The organism is Roseibium sp. RP-7 (genome assembly GCF_053005225.1).
Map to the genome: position 1 here is coordinate 725,288 of NZ_JBRKQA010000002.1, position 16,982 is coordinate 742,269.

Below are 16,982 nucleotides of genomic sequence, written 5' to 3' on the forward strand. Positions count from 1 at the left end.
GTTGGCCGCAATGAAGCTGGCATCCCGCAGGCAAAGGTCGCGGATCAGAAACCGTCCAGCGGGTCGCCCAGTGGCGCCATCCGGCTTTCGGCCCCGGTTCTCAGAACCTTCTTCAGCTCCGCTTTCTGTTTCCATCCCAATGCCTCGACAATCGCATCCGCCTCGTCCGGGGAAGAGCCCAGCCGTTCCTTGATCTGTTCCTTGCTCTCAATCAGGATTTTTCCGTTTCGCATCTTCCAGCGATGCGCCGTCAACTGCGCCTTCACCGTCGCCGACCGCCGGATTGCCAGCCCCAGCCCGCTCTTGGGGTGCAAGGCCTCGCGCAAGCGCCAGTAAAGTTCGGCGCGCAAATTGTAGAACGGGATCCTGCTGTCCTTCGCGCTCTCGCCCGACTGGGCGGAGAAGATGCATTTTTCCGCCGGAATGTTGTTTTCCCGCTTCAGGAAGCCAACCGTGTCCCCGCCCCAGCCGCCCGTGCAGTCCACCACGATCATCGCATTGTCGCGCCGCTCGCGGATGATCAGCGAACCGACATCGGCGCCGTCTTTCGTGTCGGTGCCCTTGCGCACGATGTTGGTTTCAAAGCGCCGGCCATGCAGCGGCTGCAGCACCGTCCGGTCCTTGCCGCCCTGGGCAACATCCACCGCCAGCACTGTCATCGGTTCGTCCCGATCGATGCCCTGGTCGTATCGCTCGAAGGCAAGGTCCACCCAGCCGGACGGGATCACCTGCCACTCGTGGTCTTGACGGGCCGCCAGAAAGTCTCCGGTCTTCAGCGCCGTGCGCATCGGCTCTGGCATCTGGTCAAGCTGGGCATCGTAGTCCGTTCCCAGAAAGCGGTTGTCCTGCCGCCGCGCGGGAATGAAGGTCCGGCTCTTTGGGGTGCGGACTTCGCCTTCGATCTCCACCGGCTCCGGCCCGTCCACCCACACCGTGCGAATGGCATCGCCGTCGTCAATGAAAACCGCCCACAGGATCTCGCCCGGCTGCACCTTGCCGTAAAGCGGATGCAGCGGATCGAGCCAGGGCGCGAACCAGTCGCTCAGGTAGTCCCCCTGCCCGCCCAGCGGCGGATTGGTGGCAATCAAACCGCGGCAACGCTGGCCCTTTCGCGTCGTGCGCAACCAGCCGAGCACGAAGATGATCTTGCGCGGGTCCATCTGCGCGCCCTCGTCAAAGGCTTTCAGGTCATGGTCGCGCCCCTGCCAGTCCTCTTCCGCCCCCGGCAGCCCCAGATGCCCGAATTCGATCAGCCGCTCGTCGGGCCCGGTCCACCTTGGCGGATTGCCGGAAATCTTGCCCATGCCCGCCTGGCGCATCAGCGCGTTCATGCGTTCGCTCAAGCCCTTCAGGGACTTGAGCGACTGGCGGAAGATCGCTGCCTTGTGGTGGGCAAACAGCGCCAGTCCGGCAATCAGATCCGTCTTGCCGCCGCCAGCCGCACCGCCGTAAAGCGTCAGATCAGCTTTTGAGAAATAGCCTTCCGTTTGCGGTCCGGGTTGAGGCCGCCAGACGGAAAACTGGTCCAGCACGCCCGCCTCATCCAGTTGTTTCTGCAAGGCAACCCGCTCGTCCGCAGGCATCTGGTCGATGTGGTCAATCAGCGTTTCGAGGGCCGTCGCCATCCTTTGGCATATCCTTTCCGGTCAGCAATGCCATCACGCCCAGAGCGATTTCCTCCGAGCTGCGCGGTTTCAGTGTCTCGAGTGTCTGGCTGTCTTCCGGCCCGCTCCAGACCGGCCATGCTTCCGGCTCCGTCCGGTCCCGCCAGCCGGCGCGATTCTTCATGGCAAAGGTCCAGGCGCTGGCGTTGAATTTCGCCAGCTCTCCCCTTGCGCCGTCCTTGCCGATCCGCTCCCACTCCAGAAGGCCGCGCCGGGCGGCTTCTTCCAGCCTTGCGGGCGGAAAGTCCTCGGGAAACTGTTCGGCGTAATAGCGGATCGTCCGGCGGTCGGCGTCCGGGAAACTGTCGATCGAATATCCGGCGGCAATATGCGCGCAAAACTCCGCGCACACCTTCCGGCGCGCTCTGGCTGTCGGCCACTTCAGCGCGCTGCCGCCCCCTTCTGGCAAAGTCATGGGTCGCACTTTCCTGCAAGTCGTCTGGAGGTCAGTTCAAGACACGGTCCGCAGCTTCCCCATCGCCGGTCCTTGGCCCTGGCGCTCGAAGCACCAGATGCAAAAGCCTGCGCCTTGCTGAAATTGTCTTTGGTTTTGGGAAGAAGCGTAAAACCGGTACCAGGCCTCTTGGGCACACTGATCCACGGTAAAATAAGGAAGCCCCTTTTTGCCCGGTTTTGTCGAAGCTGTCCACGTCGCCCCAATGTCTGAAGCCACTGTTTAGACCGCATTTTTCAAAAGCACCCTTGCAAACAGAAACTTGGTGACAGCCTCCGTTGTGCGCATCGGATCATTTTTTTTCGGCTCTTGCCGCCCCACCCGCAACTGCCTTCACGCGCTTGTCTTTTCGATTGCTCAGACATCATTTTTCTCTCGCCGCCCCCTCAACCTGCTTTCAATCTCTCCCGATTTTTCAATGCACCGCTTGACTCGTGTCTCAAAATCTAATTAGTTCGGTGACAGAACGAACTAATGGAGCGTAGCCTTGGCAGACCCCTCGAACATCTCCAGACGCATGTCCTTGAGTGCCATCGTCCAGGCGATTGCCAGCTACAGCCCGATCTCCCGGGCGAGCGTCTCCAAGATCACCGGCCTGTCGAAACAGACGGTTTCGGAAATCGTCGGCAATCTGGAAGAAGAAGGCTGGGTGCGCACGGTTGGCCAGACCGAAGGCCACATCGGCCGCCGTGCCGTGGTTTATGAAATCGTGCCGGATGCGGCATCCGTTGCCAGCGTCGATCTCGGCGGCACCAAGATCCGTGTTGCCATCTGCAACCTGACCGGGGCCGTCGTCTCGGAGCTGGTGGAGCCGACCGACAGGCAGGGCGGCATTGCCGTCGTCAATCAGGTCGCGGACCTCATCCGCCGGGCAGCGACCGAAGCCAGCCCCTCGCTCAAGCTGCCTCGTGTCGCCGTCATTGGCGTACCAGGCGCTCCGGACCCGGCTACCGGCCACATCCGCATGGCCCCGAACATCCCCGGCATCGGCGACATCGACGCCCCTGGTCTCTGGCGCGAGATCCTCGGCATTGAGGTCTTTATCGAAAACGACGTCAACCTTGCTGCCCTGGGTGAACACTGGCTCACCAAACGCGGCGACAAGGACGACCTGATCTACGTCTCCATCGGCACCGGTATCGGTGCGGGCATCGTCATCGGCGGCCAGCTCCACCGGGGCATGAACGGCGCTGCCGGTGAAATCGGCTACCTGCCCTTCGGCGCTGATCCGTTCGAACCGGAAAGCCTGGAAGTCGGTGCCCTGGAACGTGTCGCCGCCACCCACGCCATCACCGATCTCTATAAAAGCAAGACCGGCAAGACGCTGGACGTGCCGGACATCTTCGACGCCGCAAACACAGGCGACACTGCCGCCACTGAAACACTGGAAGAAATCGCCCGCCAGGTTGCCCGCGTCATGGCAGCGCTGGCAGCGGTCATGGACCCGTCCTGCATCGTCATCGGCGGTTCCATCGGCACGCGGGACGAGCTCTTCGTCAATGTCCGCAAATTCATTTCCAGATGCTTTCCGCGCCCGGTGCTGATCGAGAAGTCGACGCTCGGCAATCACGCAGCCCTTGCCGGCGGTGCCTCCGTCGCCCTCTCCCGTCTGCACCTGTCGCTGTTCACCGAAGGCCTCAAGGGCGTTGAAATCGCCGTTCCGCCGCCGTCCATCGAAACCTTCAAGAAGGGAGCGGCCTGATGGTTTCCTCAAACCTGCATGAAAAGCTGCTGGCCACGCAGGACCGGGACGCCGATATCGACCTGCTTCGCGGGGCTCTGTCGATTGACAGCGTCACCGGCAACGAAACCGGCTTTGCCACCTTCCTGAAATCGCAAATGGAAACGCTCGGTCTTGAAACCGGCTCCGGCGAATTCCTGCCCGGCCGCCTCAACGTCTGGGGCCAGCACCAGCCGGTCACCGGTCACGATACCCCCCACCTCCTCTTCGTCGGCCACACCGACACCGTGCATGTGCGCGGCTGGCAGGAAGCCTGGCAGGGCAAGCCGCAGGAAAGCCCCTTCGGCGGTGCCTTGATAGACGGTGAGATCTGGGGCCGTGGCGCCTGCGATCTCAAGGGCGGCATCTGCGCCGCACTTGGCGGCCTCAGGCTCTTGCAGAAGGCAGGCTACCGTCCCGCCGGCGGCCTCTCCTTCGCTTTCATCGGCGATGAGGAAAGCGGCGAACCGGGCACCGGCGTCAGCGCCGGCGCTCACGATCTTGTCAAAAGGGTCAAGGACGGCACCATCGCAAAGCCGGATTTCGCGGTCTATGTCGAACCGACCAGGCTGGATGTCTATACGGCCCAGATCGGCTTCTTCATTGCCGAGATCACCATAACCGGCAAATCCGCCTATTTCGGCACGCCGGAGCTCGGCGTCGATGCCCTGAAGGCAACCCACGCAATTCTGGGCAACCTCTGGCAACATGAGGCGGAACTGGCAGCAGGACCGAAGCACGATCTGGTCGGCGCTTCCTCCATCCTCGTCACGCATATCAATGGCGGCGGCTATATTGCCGTTCCGGGCGAGTGCAAGCTCTCCCTGATCCGCAAGCTCCGCCCCGGCGAGAACCTGGATGAGGCGGTCGCCGCCTTTGAAGCGGTCGTCCGGTCGGCGCCAGTGGCCGACGGCATCGGCATCGGGATTGCGTACCCCGCCGGCCGTGATCACCGCTTCGGCGGCTCACCCGTCGAGATCTCCCGCGAAACCCCCGCCGCCCTGCAGCTGTCCCGCTGCGTCGAGGTTGCCACGAACGGCCAGAACCTTTCCGGCGGCGCCATCGGCGGTGCACCTTACTGGTCGGAATCTCCCTTTCTTGTCAACGAGATCGGGTGTCCCGCGGTCTACTGCGCACCTGGGGACATCAGCGTCGCACACACATTCGAAGAGCGCATCGAGGTGGAAAGCTATCTGGCAGCCGTCAGGGCTTTCGCGCTGTTCGTGGCCGACTATTGCGGCCTGGAAGAAGAAGCAGACTGAACCAAACATAACAGAGGGTTAGAAATGAAACTGCTAGTCAAACATCTGGCGACATCCGCCCTTCTCGGGCTGATGTCCGTCTCTGCCATGGCCCAGACGGTCGGCCCCAAGGGCGAAGCGGCAACGCTTTCCGCCGAGGTGACGGTTCCCGACGATGCCGTCGCCGCCATCAAGGACGCAAAATACAAGGCCGCCCTGCTCTGGCACGACCAATCCGATTTCGTGAACGCGGTTTCAGCCGGTGCAACGGACGAGTTCAAGCGCCTCGGCATCGAGGTTGTCGCAACCACCAGCGCCGGCTTTGATGCCGCCAAGCAGCGCAGCGACGTTGAAACGGCCATGGCCAAGGAACCCAACATCATCCTGTCGCTACCGCTTGACCCGGTCACATCCGCCGCCGCCTTCAAGGAAGCCCGCGATGCCGGTGTTTCCCTGGTTTTCCTGTCCAACCTGCCCGCCGATTATGAGCACCCGCGCGACTATGCGGCCATCGTGACCGACGATCTCTACCAGATGGGCAAACAGGCTGCCGACGCGCTCGCCAGCGCCATGGGCGGCAAGGGCACCGTCGGCTGGATTTTCCACGACGCCGACTATTACGTGACCAACCAGCGTGACAACGCCTTCAAGTCGACCATCGAAAACGACTATCCGGACATCAAGATCGTTGCGGAACAAGGCATCAGCGACCCGGCTCGCGCTGAGGAAATCGCCAACGCCATGCTGCTCAAGAACCCGGATCTCGGCGGCATCTATGTGACCTGGGCCGGCCCGGCCGAAGGTGTGCTCGCAGCTTTGCGTGCCAACGGCAACAAGGACACCAAGATCGTCACGCTCGATCTGTCCGAGCCGGTAGCTCTCGACATGGTCCGCGGCGGCAACGTCGCAGCCATTGTTGCGGACGAAGCCTATGAACTCGGCCGCGCCATGGCAGCTGCCGCAGCCCTGCGCCTCGTCGACAAGGACGTTCCGCCCTTCATCGCGGCACCGGCCATCACCGTGACTGCAGACAACGTTGCCGAGGGCTGGAAGAAATCCCTCAACATCGACCCGCCGGCAAGCGTTACCTCCGCGAATTGACCCGGCATTCCGGCAGGCTGCCCCATCACAGCCTGCCGGCCAACAGGTCCTCACAACAACTCTAAAAACCCGCACGGACCTCCGAGAAGCAACACCGTCTTTCCGACGGTTAATACCGAACCTTACGGAGAAGTCGCATGTTCAAGTTACAGACACTCCTGGCGTCGACACTGCTGGTCGGCATGACCGCCTTGGCCTCGGCTGCTGACCGCCCGCAAACGGTTGGCCCGAAGGGCGAAGCCCCGACCCCGGTCGCAACGCTCGAGCTGACCGATGCCGAAGTCGCGAAAGTGGCCGAAGGCAATTATACGGCCGCCTTTGCCTGGCACGAGCTCTACGACTGGTCCAACGCGGTCGCACGCGGCGCCAAGGACGAGTTCGAACGGCTCGGCATCAAGGTCGTTGCCGAGACCGACGCCGGCTTTGACTCTGCCCGCCAGAAGTCCGACGTCGAGACGATCATGGCCAACCAGCCGTCGATCATCGTATCCCTGCCGATCGACCCGACCACAGCACAGACCGTTTACGGCATTGCCCGCGATGCCGGCGTGAAGCTTGTCTTCGTCGACAACGCCGTCGACGGCTTCACCCATGGCAAGGACTATGTCACCGTCGTCTCCGCCGACCTGGTTCAGATCGGCGAAAAGGCCGCCCGGGCACTCGCTGCGTCCATGGGCGAGACGGGTACCGTCGGCTACATGTTCCACGATGCGGATTTCCCGGTCACCAACCAGCGTGACCAGGCGTTCAAGTGGACCATCGAAAACGAGTTTCCGAACATGGAAATCGCCATCGAGTCCGGCATGACCGATCCCGCAAACGCCGAAGACATCGCCCGGGCGATGTTGTCGCGGAACCCGGATCTCGGCGGCATCTATACGCCGTGGGCGGAACCAGCCCTTGGTGTCCTCTCGGTTCTGCGCCAGCAGGGCAACGACACCACCAGGGTGGTCACCATCGACCTCAACGAGCCGGTTGCCCTCGACATGCTGAAGGGTGGCAACACCGCGGCAATCATCGCGGACGAAGCCTACAGCATCGGCGTCTACGCGGCCCGATCCGCTGCGGCCAGCCTTCTCGGCAAGTCCGTCGATCCGTTCCTGGTGGTCGACGCCATCACGGTTGGCACGGATAATGTCACCGAAGGCTGGAACAAGTCCATGAAGATGGATCCGCCCGAAAGCGTTGCCGAAGCAGCCAAGTAAATCCCTTTCCGTGCAGGCCGCGCCTTGCGGCCTGCCGTCACCTACCTCTTCGAACTTGAGGCAATCCATGACCCAGGCGGTTTCGAGACTAAGACAACTCGATTACAAGCAAGGCGTGATCTATTTCGGGTTTCTCGGAATCTTTCTTTTCTTTGCTCTCACCCTTCACGACGTCGGCTTCCTGTCGCCCCGCAACCTGACCAACATCGTTCTGCAGACCGCACCGGCAACGATCATGGCCATCGGTCTGGTCTTCGCGCTGTCCGCCGGGGAAATCGACCTCAGCTTCGGCTCAGTCGTTGCCGTCTCGGCGCTCGCCGCAGCGCTTGCCCTGCAAAGCTACCCGCTGGTCGTCGGCGTCATCGCCGGCATCGGCGCCGGTGCCTTGATCGGCGCCATGAACGGCGTCCTTGTCGCCTATCTGCGCCTGCCGTCCTTCCTGGTGACGCTGGCCACCATGGGCCTCTTCGCCGGTATCGCCCGCTCCATGACGGACCTGCGCTCGATCCCGGTGCTGAATGACACCTTCGCAGGCATCTTCGGCTCCGGCAGCCTGTTTTCCATCCCCTCACTGGTCATCTGGACCATCGCTGCCGTCGTCATCGGCCATATCGTCTACCGCAACACCCGCTTTGGCGCCCATGTGGTGGCAACGGGCGACAATCCCCGCGCCGCCCAGGTTTCCGGCATCAAGGTTCCGCGCATCCGCCTCAGCGTGCTGACGCTGTGCGGCGCCATGGCCGGGCTTGCCGGCCTGCTCTACGCCGGCCGCCTTCAGGCTGCCAAATACACGCTCGGCGAAAGCGACCTGATGACGGTCATCGCAGCCGTCATCGTCGGGGGCACCGCCCTCAACGGCGGCAAGGGCTCCGTCATCGGAGCGCTGCTCGGCTCGCTGCTGATGGGCATGCTCAACAACGGACTGATCCTGATGGGGCTTGATGTCTCCGACCAGATGATCGTCCGCGGTCTCATCATTCTCGTCGCAGTCGCCGTCTCCTTGCGCGACACCAGCCGGTAATCTGGAGGACCACGATGTTTCTCGACGTTCTCATGCGCCGCAATCCGGCCTTCATCGAAGCCGCCATGGCGCTGCATCAGGCCGGCAAGATCCCTGCCAATGCCTATGTTCTCGATCTGGACGCGGTCGAACGCAACGCTCGCCTTTTCAAGGGCGAGGCCGACAAGCACGGCCTGAAAACCTTCGCCATGACCAAACAGGTCGGACGCCATTCCGGTTTCTGCCAGGCGGTCATGCGCGGCGGCATCGAAAGATCCGTTGCGGTCGACATGGCCTGCGCCCTCGCCTGCGACCGGGCCGGCCTCAAGACCGGGCATCTCGGCCACCTGGTCCAGGTTCCGAGGCAGGAAGCCGCTTTTGCCGCTGCGAAACTGCAACCGGATTACTGGACGGTCTTCTCGGCTGAGAAAGCACAGGAAGCCGCCGCTGCCGCCAAAGCCGCCGGCAGGACACAGAATCTTCTCGCCCGGATCCAGACAGAGGGCGACACGTTCTATCGTGGCCATGAAGGCGGCTTTGACGCGCAAGACATCGTCGCCGTAGCAGAGCAGCTTGACGCCCTGGAAGGTGGAGCCTTTGCCGGCATCACGACCTTCCCCGCCCTGCTTTTCGATCTGGAAACGCGCAAGGTCAAACCGACACCAAACCTGTCGACCCTCGCCCGTGCCGCCGAAGCACTGGCAAGCGCAGGTCGCGGCCGTATCGAGATCAACGCTCCTGGCACCACGTCCTCCGCAGTGCTCGGCGCCCTTGCCGAAGCCGGTGCCACCCAGTGCGAACCGGGCAACGGTCTCCACGGCACGACACCTCTTCATGCAGTGGAAGACCTGCCGGAAGATCCTGCCGTGCTCTATCTCTCGGAAGTCTCCCACCACCACGGTGGCAAGGCCTACTGCTTCGGTGGTGGCCTCTACATCGATCCGGTCTTCCCGAAGTACCCGGTCAAAGCCCTCGTCTCCTCGGAGCCGACTTCCCGCCAGTCTGATCTGCTTGAAGTCGAAATACCCGACTATTCCGCGATCGACTATTACGCGATGATCGACGCCACCTCGCCCAAACCCGTGCGCGCCGGTGACACGGTGGTCTTCGGCTTCCGCGGTCAGGCCTTCGTCACACGGGCGCTTGTCGTCGGCATTTCCGGTGTCAGCGCTGGCACGCCTGCCGTCACCACAATCGAAAATGGCTTCGGAGATGCCGTCTCCTGGCCGGGAGCGTTCCAGCAATGACCGCCGACAATCCCGTTCTGTCCCTGAAGAACATCCACAAGGCGTTCGGTGGCGTGGTCGCCATCGAGAACTTCTCACTCGACCTTCACGCGGGAGAGATCGTTGCTCTTGTCGGCGACAACGGCGCCGGCAAGTCGACGCTGGTCAAGATCATCTCCGGTGTCCATAAGCCAACCTCGGGTGACATCCTGCTGGATGGCACGCCGGCATCCTTCTCCGACGCCAGCTCGGCCCGCAGTCTCGGCATCGAGGTCGTCTACCAGGACCTTGCCCTTGCCGACCAGCAGCCGGTCTACATGAACATGTTCCTCGGCCGCGAACTGACCAAGCCGCCGTTCGGGCTGCTCGACAAGAAGCGCATGCGCCGGGAATGCCAGGAACTGGTCGACGAACTCGATGTCCGCATCCCCTCCGCCGGCTCTGTCATTCGAGATCTCAGTGGCGGCCAGCGCCAGGGCATAGCCATTGCGCGGGCCACCCACTGGGCCAGCAAGCTGGTTCTGCTGGACGAACCGACGGCGGCCCTGGGCGTCGCGGAAACGGCCAAGGTCGAACAGCTGGTCGCATCGCTGAAGGAAAAGAACCTCGCCATCCTGATCATCAGCCACAGTCTGGATCAGGTCTTCCGCCTCTCCGACCGCATCTGCGTCCTGCGCCGTGGTCAGCAGATCGGCGTTCGCAAGACCAGCGAGACAGACAAGAACGAAATCGTCTCCATGATTACCGGCGTTTCCGGCCAGGCAGCCTGAACCTTCAGCCAGAACAATCAGCCTCCGGCAACTGCCGGAGGCTGGTCTGTTCACATCAGAACGGAATGGTGACGTTAAGCGTCGCACCATACGAGCGGAAGTCGGACGTCCCGATCCCGTCGTAAAAGCCCTCCCCGGAAATCTGGATGTTACGGCCAGGCACCAGCAGGCCCGCACCGGCTTCCACACGTGCCCGCAGATCTTCATCGGAAGAGGCAAGCGTCGCATCCGTCGGGGTATCGTCCTGCAACTTGTTGAAGTCGTAGATCCCGGAGAGCGACAGGAACGGCGAGAACAACAGCTCGTTCAACTGCAGGTCCCAGGAGACCTTTGGTCCGAACTCGAGCCGCCCCAGATCGAAATCCTGCGACGGGATCAGCCGCCCCAATGTGTCCGTGTAGCTTTCCTGTTCTTCGTAGTAATAGGTGATGCGGGCAAATGGACTGACCCTGGTCGTTTCACTGAGCTTGAAGTCGCCTGTCAAACCACCCTGCAACAGAAACCGCTGCGTTTTGAAATCATCTTCGAAAAGCCCAAGCGCGTTCACGGTGTTGTAGGACTGGCCATACGTCGCCAGACCATCCAGATAGAAATTCTGATGAACCCGGAGAACAGCATAAGGGCCAGCCATCCAGCCGACGCCGTCGGCGGAGGTATCTGCGGCACCGTTTCTTTCCTCGGTCAGGTCGAGCTGCCCCAACAAGCCCAGGACGGCCCGGTCCTTGTAGCGATAGTCGACCCCGGCAAAAAACAGCCCGGTCTTGCTGTTGCTGCTGTTGTTGTCGGTAATTGCATACGTTCCCTGGGCCCAGAAGTCCCATCCCGACTGCCACTCGGCACTGCCCTCGCCGCCTGAAGGTGCATCTCCGTTGGTGCCGCTCAGGATCGCGAGGGTATCATCCTGCATCACCTGCGGACCGACGGCCGTGTAACTCATCGTGCCGGAGGAGGTGAAATTGTCGAAGACCGCGTACCGTTCCGGCTCGGCATTTGCCGCGCGAACGCCGCTCCCGGCTCCTGCCATTGCCGCACTGTTTCCTGTGCCACCACCTTGTTGAAGAGAATTGGCAAAGGCGCGCAGGGAGAACTGGAAGTTTCCGGACTGCGAGGTAGGCGTAACGTCGAAATTGAACCCGTTGCGCCCACGCTGCCGCCCAAAGGGGCCGCTGGTCAGGCGCGAGACGATATCAGGCTGTCCGGACACGATTGCATTGGCCCGGCTTGTCACGAAGGAGGCAATCACTTCCTTCGTTTTCTGGATATCGGCCGATGCATCCCGGTCATTGGTGAGAGAGAAGCTGACGCTGCTCAGCCCCGTGGCACTCGCCGTCACCGAATATGGCGTGAGAGCACCACCGCCGTTATAGGACGAGGCAACCGCGTTTGCGGTCATGACGGAACTGGTCGCCGTTCCGTCCGCAGCGGTGGTCACCGTTTCTGTGTTGGTGCCCGTGCTCGCAAATGTCAGTGACGCGCCACCGGCCGGTGCAGTGAATGTTACGCTGACACCTGCAGCAGCGTTGTTGTTGACGTCTGTCGCTCTCGCGACGAGAACTGCCTCGAACCGGGTTCCGACTTCGGAACTTTGCCCGGATCCCGACACGACCGACAGCGCCGCCGCCGCCCCGCTTGCCGTCCCGCTCACCGATACGTTGAAGGGGTTTTCGTCCGCATCGTCATTGGCGAAGTTGAAGTCGAACCCGAACGCTCCAGGCGCTGTTGGCGTATAGGCCACAGCCAGCGTCGCCGTTCCACCACCGCTGCTTACGGTGTTGGAACTCAATGTGAAGCTGTTGACTGTGACGTTGCTTGTGCCGGTAACATTCGCACCAACCGTTGGAGTTGTGAGGTTGAGCACGGCCGACCCGGTGTTCGTGATCGTGTAAGTGATGGTCGACGTTGTTCCCGGCATGACAATTCCGGGAACGGTGTCTGTCCCCCCGTCCGATACGGCATTGCCTGTCGACGATGAAACCTCGATTTCCGGACTGCCAATCGCAGTACCGCTCACCAGAATGTCATACGTGGGTTCGTCGGCGTCATCGCTGAGAATATCGAGTTCGAACGAAAAATTGCCAATTGCACTAGGCGTGTAGAGAACAGTGAAGGTGGTCGATGCACCACCCGCGAGCGTTGTGAGCCCCGGCGCGGAGATTGAATCGACCGAAACATTGCTTGCCGAGGCACTGGTTGGCGTTCCAGTCAGGGTGAGCGTCGCGGTACCCGTGTTTTCGATCGTGTAGACCAGTGTTTGCTGGTCTCCCACGTTTACTGTTCCCTGAGCATCCGTTCCGTTATCCGCAATAGAGTTTCCTGCGGGACGCTGCACGTCGATTTCAGGAGTAGCAACCGTCAGAGTGCTTGAAGACGTTCCGGAGTTTCCAAGGCTGGAGGTCAGGTCTCCAGTTGTGTTCGCGAAGGAACCATCTGTGGAGCCGGTAACGTCCGCGCTCAAGGAACAGCTGCCCCCGGCCGCAACGGTGCCTCCGGTGTAGGAAATCACACCAGAACCAGTCGTCGCCGTTATCGTTCCCCCGGTACAGGTGGTTGAGGCGTTTGCAGGCGAGGCAACTGACAATCCTGCGGGGAGATTGTCGGTGAAATCCAGCGAGGTAGCGGCGACCGCGTTGGCGGAGTTGTTGATGACGAAGGAAACCGTCGAGGTTCCACCTGACAGAATGGTCGCTGGAGCAAAGGACTGCGTGAAACTCGGCGTGGACGTTCCCGTGCCCTGTACCCTGAATGTGTAGGTTCCCTCGTCGGCATCGTTGGAGTCAATCGTGATCGTCGACGTTTGGGTTCCAAGCGCATTGGGATCAAAAGTGACCGTGAACGTCACCGACCCCAGGGCTGCTATCGAACCGCTCGTCGTGCCCGACACCGCAAATTGCGTATTGTCCGAGGATGTCACGCTCGTCAGCGTCAGCGTGTCCGTACCGGTGTTCTGGATCGTGAAGACATTCGCATTGGTTCCGCTGGACACTGAAACGCTACCGAAGTCGGTGTCGTCCGCAGCCGACGGCGTCGTATCACCACTGGCGATACTCGTGCCGTTCCCCTGGACGTTGATCTCCGGTGCCACACCCGTGCCTTGAACAGTAAAGGTGTATGTTCCTTCGTCGGGATCGTTAGATTCAATCGTGATTGTCGACGTCTGCGTTCCCAGGGCATTGGGATCAAAAGTGACCGTGAACGTTGCAGACCCCAAGGCGGCGATCGAGCCGCTGGTCGTCCCGGATAATGCGAATTGCGTGTTGTCGGAAGATGTCACGCTCGTCAGCGTCAGCGCATCTGTTCCGGTGTTCTGGATCGTGAACGTATTTGCGTTGGATCCGCTTGCAACCGAAACGTTGCCGAAGTCGGTATCATCCGCTGCGGACGGCGTCGTATCGCCACTCACGATACTTGTCCCGTTTCCCTGAACGTTGATCTCTGGTGCGATACCAGTCCCCTGTACCGTGAACGTGTACGTCCCTTCATCGATGTCATCGGAAACGATGGTGATCGTCGCAGTCTGGTTCCCACCGGCGTTGGGATCAAAAGTGACGGTAAAGGTCGAAGACCCCAAAGATGCGATCGAACCGCTTGTCGTACCGGAAATGGCGAACTGCGTGTTGTCCGACGACGTTACACTTGTAAGCGTCAGCGTGTCGGTTCCTGTGTTCTCGATGGTGAACGTATTCGCCACAGATCCGCTCGAAACCGCAACACTCCCGAAGTCGGTATCATCCGCCGCACTCGGAGACGTATCCCCGCTGGCAATACTGACACCGTTTCCCTGGACGTCGATCTCGGGTGCAATGCCTGTTCCTTGAACCCTAAATGTATAGGGACTCTCGTCCGCGTCGCTCGAGACGATCGTAATCGTTGACGTTTGCAAGCCCGTCGCGGACGGATCGAAGGTGACCGTGAAGGTTACAGATCCCAAAGACGGTATCGAACCGGCCGTTGTCCCCGACACAGCGAATTGTGCATTATCAGAGGACGTCACACTGGTCAGTGAGAGCGTTCCATTACCCGTGTTCTGGATTGTGAAGGTATTTGGATTTGTACCGCTCGAAACAGAGACGCTGCCGAATTCGGTATCATCTGCCGCCGAAGGGGTCGTGTCCCCACTGGCAATGCTTACCCCGTTGCCCTGAACGTTGATTTCAGGAGAGGCAACCGTCAGCGTGGCAGATGACGTCCCGGAATTTCCCAGCGATGATGTGAGATCACCTGTGGTGTTGACGTAACTTCCGTCACTTGCAGACGTCACATCGGCACTGACTGTACAAGTCGCACCCGCCGCAGCGGTTCCGCCAGTGTAACTGATTACACCCGATCCGCTGGTCGCCGTAAGTGTGCCACCGGTACACGTCGTGGCAGCGTTCGACGGAGAGGCGACGGTCACTCCCGAAGGCAAGTTGTCGGTGAAATCAAGAGATGTCGCGTCCACACCGTTCGCAGAGTTGTTGATCGTGAATGTGACGGTCGAGGTGCCGTTTGCCACGATCGTACTGGGGGCGAATGACTGGGTGAATGTTGGAGGCGTCGTCGGTGGAGTAACTTCGCCACTGGAACCGGCATCAAGATAGGTGAAATTAATGCCTGTAGCACCGTAGGATCCGGTGATTGTGCATGTCGTGGTACAATCGATCGTCTGAATACCAGGCGACGTTACGTTGATGGTATCCGTTCCATTGGTAACGGAATACGAGAGTACATTCCCCGGGTCGTTTGGTCCGTTGTTGATATCGAAATTGGTGAGACTGCTTCCAGAACCCTGATCCTGGATCAATATCCAGTCGTCGTCCGCCGTCGTAGGTCCGATGCCACTTTCCCGCGTGCATTCATCCAGCGTGAGGTTCAACACGAGAGGATCGAGCGGGACAGAATTGCTTGGACAGTCTGTATAGGCCGCCTTCGCGTCGTCAGGCAGGGCTCCCAGAAAAAGCATCAGAAACGCCAGCTGCACAAAGCGCAACAAGACGCCTGCGCGCGCGGCTTTGCTGAGCCTGGTTCCCCATACGTCACAAATCATCAAATCACCACAGAGCGAACCACGGTCGCTGCACCCCAAAAAGAAAGAACCAAGGCTCGAAGGCCCGGTTTTTGTTAGCTGCCAAACACAACTATAACGTGATTTTTATCAAAACAATCTTTGGTTTAAATTCTTCTACGCTCAAACTTAAATAGAATTCAAGCGCAAATCCGATCACATTTTTGACTGACCACATCTGCGTCAGGAAAAAGGATTCAATTCTGACAAATTCTAACTATGGTTGAAAGATTTGGTCAGAATTGATTTTCATCCTCTTTAAGGCGAATAATTCCCTTAAAAATTGCAGAATTTGGCGATCTTTAACACTATTTCCAGTAACGAACACTCAACAATTCAGGAACTGATTTCAAAATTTTATAATTGCATTTTGAAATACATGTATGTGAAGGTTGCAATGTAATTTGAGTCCAATTTCTCTTTCATGCAACCTGTGATTCGCAAGAGCAGGAAATCCAGACAACATCTGCAAGACCGAAACTTCCTTCGGAAGCAACGGGAGGAAACATGTCAGAACCATTTCTCGCCGAAATACGGATTGTCGGCTTCAATTTCGCACCACGCGGCTGGGCTTTTACCGACGGACAGATTTTGCCGATCAATCAGAACCAGTCGCTCTATTCGCTGCTGGGCACGACCTATGGCGGAGATGGGCGGACGACATTCGCCCTGCCCGACCTGCGCAGCCGGACGCCGATCCACGAGGGCGCCGGATATCAGCTCGGCCAGAAGGGGGGAGCGGAAACCGTCACACTTACGGCAGCTGAAATCCCGGAACATTCCCACCCGGTGAAAGCGGTCTCCACCGCAGGAAACAGCAGAACGCCCAACATGGCCCTGTTTGGATCCGAAATCGCACCGGACAAGGCCTATCGGCCTTACGAAGTCGGCACGATGACGCAGATGAGATCAGGGACCGTGACCAACGCAGGTGGCGGGCAGGCGCACAACAACATGCAGCCCTACCTGACGCTCAATTTCTGCATCGCCCTTCAAGGCCTGTTTCCGTCCCGCAACTAATCTCCGAAAGGACATAGAATGTCTGAACCTTTCGTCGGTGAAATCCGCATGTTTGCGGGTAATTTCGCACCGCGCGGCTGGGCCTACTGCGACGGTCAGCTGCTGGCAGTTTCCCAAAACGATGCCCTGTTTTCACTCCTTGGAACCATCTACGGCGGAGATGGCCGAACCACATTCGGTCTGCCGGACATGCGCGGACGAATTCCGCTCCATGCGGGCACCGGCCCCGGCCTCAGCCCGCGGCGGCTCGGCTCCAAAAGCGGGTCGGAAAAGGAAACGCTCACGGTCAACCAGCTTGCCAGTCACTCGCACGGCTTCAATGCCAACACCGGCCTGGCCGACCAGACGTCGCCGGCGATGCATGTTCCGGCAGCCGGTGCAGGCGTGAGCTTCTACGCCGATGCCAGTCAGGACATTTCCATGGCGCAAGACATGATTTCAAACTCTGGCGGCTCCCGGTCGCACACCAACCTGATGCCGACAATATGCGTGCATTTCATCATCGCGCTCTACGGCGTTTACCCCAGCAGGCATTAGGAG

The 16,982-nt window shown here is 60.2% G+C and carries 12 protein-coding genes; 9 read left to right on the forward strand and 3 right to left on the reverse strand.

From position 1 onward, the window contains the following. Positions 1 to 44: 44 nt before the first annotated feature. Together ACVDG9_RS18055 and ACVDG9_RS18060 are read right to left on the reverse strand one after the other, a co-directional pair. Positions 45 to 1,625: a hypothetical protein gene (locus tag ACVDG9_RS18055; protein ID WP_447238613.1), complete on the reverse strand. Its 1,581-nt coding sequence runs from the start codon at positions 1,623 to 1,625 to the stop codon at positions 45 to 47. Then, positions 1,597 to 2,079, reverse strand: a complete 483-nt coding sequence (locus tag ACVDG9_RS18060) for a hypothetical protein (protein WP_075282647.1) — start codon at positions 2,077 to 2,079, stop codon at positions 1,597 to 1,599. The genes ACVDG9_RS18055 and ACVDG9_RS18060 overlap by 29 nt, the downstream gene beginning before the upstream one ends. Before the next feature lie 526 nt (positions 2,080 to 2,605). On the opposite strand from ACVDG9_RS18060, the gene ACVDG9_RS18065 reads away from it, so the two are divergent. The 7 genes from ACVDG9_RS18065 to ACVDG9_RS18095 all read left to right on the forward strand — a co-directional run bounded on the left by ACVDG9_RS18065 (position 2,606) and on the right by ACVDG9_RS18095 (position 10,381). Continuing rightward, on the forward strand, positions 2,606 to 3,820 hold the full coding sequence (locus ACVDG9_RS18065) for an ROK family transcriptional regulator (RefSeq protein WP_447238614.1): 1,215 nt from the start codon (positions 2,606 to 2,608) through the stop codon (positions 3,818 to 3,820). Continuing rightward, on the forward strand, positions 3,820 to 5,100 hold the full coding sequence (locus tag ACVDG9_RS18070) for a M20 family metallopeptidase (protein WP_447238615.1): 1,281 nt from the start codon (positions 3,820 to 3,822) through the stop codon (positions 5,098 to 5,100). The genes ACVDG9_RS18065 and ACVDG9_RS18070 overlap by 1 nt, the downstream gene beginning before the upstream one ends. 24 nt (positions 5,101 to 5,124) lie before the next feature. Then, positions 5,125 to 6,180, forward strand: a complete 1,056-nt coding sequence (locus tag ACVDG9_RS18075; RefSeq protein ID WP_077292318.1) for a substrate-binding domain-containing protein — start codon at positions 5,125 to 5,127, stop codon at positions 6,178 to 6,180. A gap of 137 nt (positions 6,181 to 6,317) precedes the next feature. Beyond that, positions 6,318 to 7,385, forward strand: a complete 1,068-nt coding sequence (locus ACVDG9_RS18080; protein WP_055655587.1) for a substrate-binding domain-containing protein — start codon at positions 6,318 to 6,320, stop codon at positions 7,383 to 7,385. Positions 7,386 to 7,452: 67 nt separating this feature from the next. Further along, positions 7,453 to 8,406, forward strand: coding sequence for an ABC transporter permease (locus ACVDG9_RS18085; protein WP_031269094.1), 954 nt, complete (start codon positions 7,453 to 7,455; stop codon positions 8,404 to 8,406). Positions 8,407 to 8,420: 14 nt separating this feature from the next. Then, a complete protein-coding gene (locus ACVDG9_RS18090) occupies positions 8,421 to 9,632 on the forward strand; it encodes an alanine racemase (RefSeq protein ID WP_447238616.1) in 1,212 nt (403 codons plus the stop codon). After that, complete coding sequence (locus ACVDG9_RS18095; RefSeq protein ID WP_023000409.1) at positions 9,629 to 10,381, forward strand: ATP-binding cassette domain-containing protein; 753 nt, start codon at positions 9,629 to 9,631, stop codon at positions 10,379 to 10,381. The genes ACVDG9_RS18090 and ACVDG9_RS18095 overlap by 4 nt, the downstream gene beginning before the upstream one ends. 55 nt (positions 10,382 to 10,436) lie before the next feature. Here the strand turns inward: ACVDG9_RS18095 and ACVDG9_RS18100 are convergent, their stop codons facing one another. Further along, positions 10,437 to 15,320 carry a choice-of-anchor D domain-containing protein gene (locus tag ACVDG9_RS18100; protein WP_447238617.1) on the reverse strand — a complete coding sequence of 1,628 codons (4,884 nt, stop codon included), beginning with the start codon at positions 15,318 to 15,320 and terminating at the stop codon, positions 10,437 to 10,439. 609 nt (positions 15,321 to 15,929) lie between these two features. On the opposite strand from ACVDG9_RS18100, the gene ACVDG9_RS18105 reads away from it, so the two are divergent. After that, positions 15,930 to 16,442 (forward strand): phage tail protein, encoded by a 513-nt coding sequence (locus tag ACVDG9_RS18105; RefSeq protein ID WP_023000407.1) that lies wholly within the window; start codon positions 15,930 to 15,932, stop codon positions 16,440 to 16,442. An 18-nt stretch (positions 16,443 to 16,460) separates the two neighbouring features. Next, complete coding sequence (locus ACVDG9_RS18110; protein ID WP_447238618.1) at positions 16,461 to 16,979, forward strand: phage tail protein; 519 nt, start codon at positions 16,461 to 16,463, stop codon at positions 16,977 to 16,979. The last annotated feature ends 3 nt before the right edge of the window (positions 16,980 to 16,982 follow it).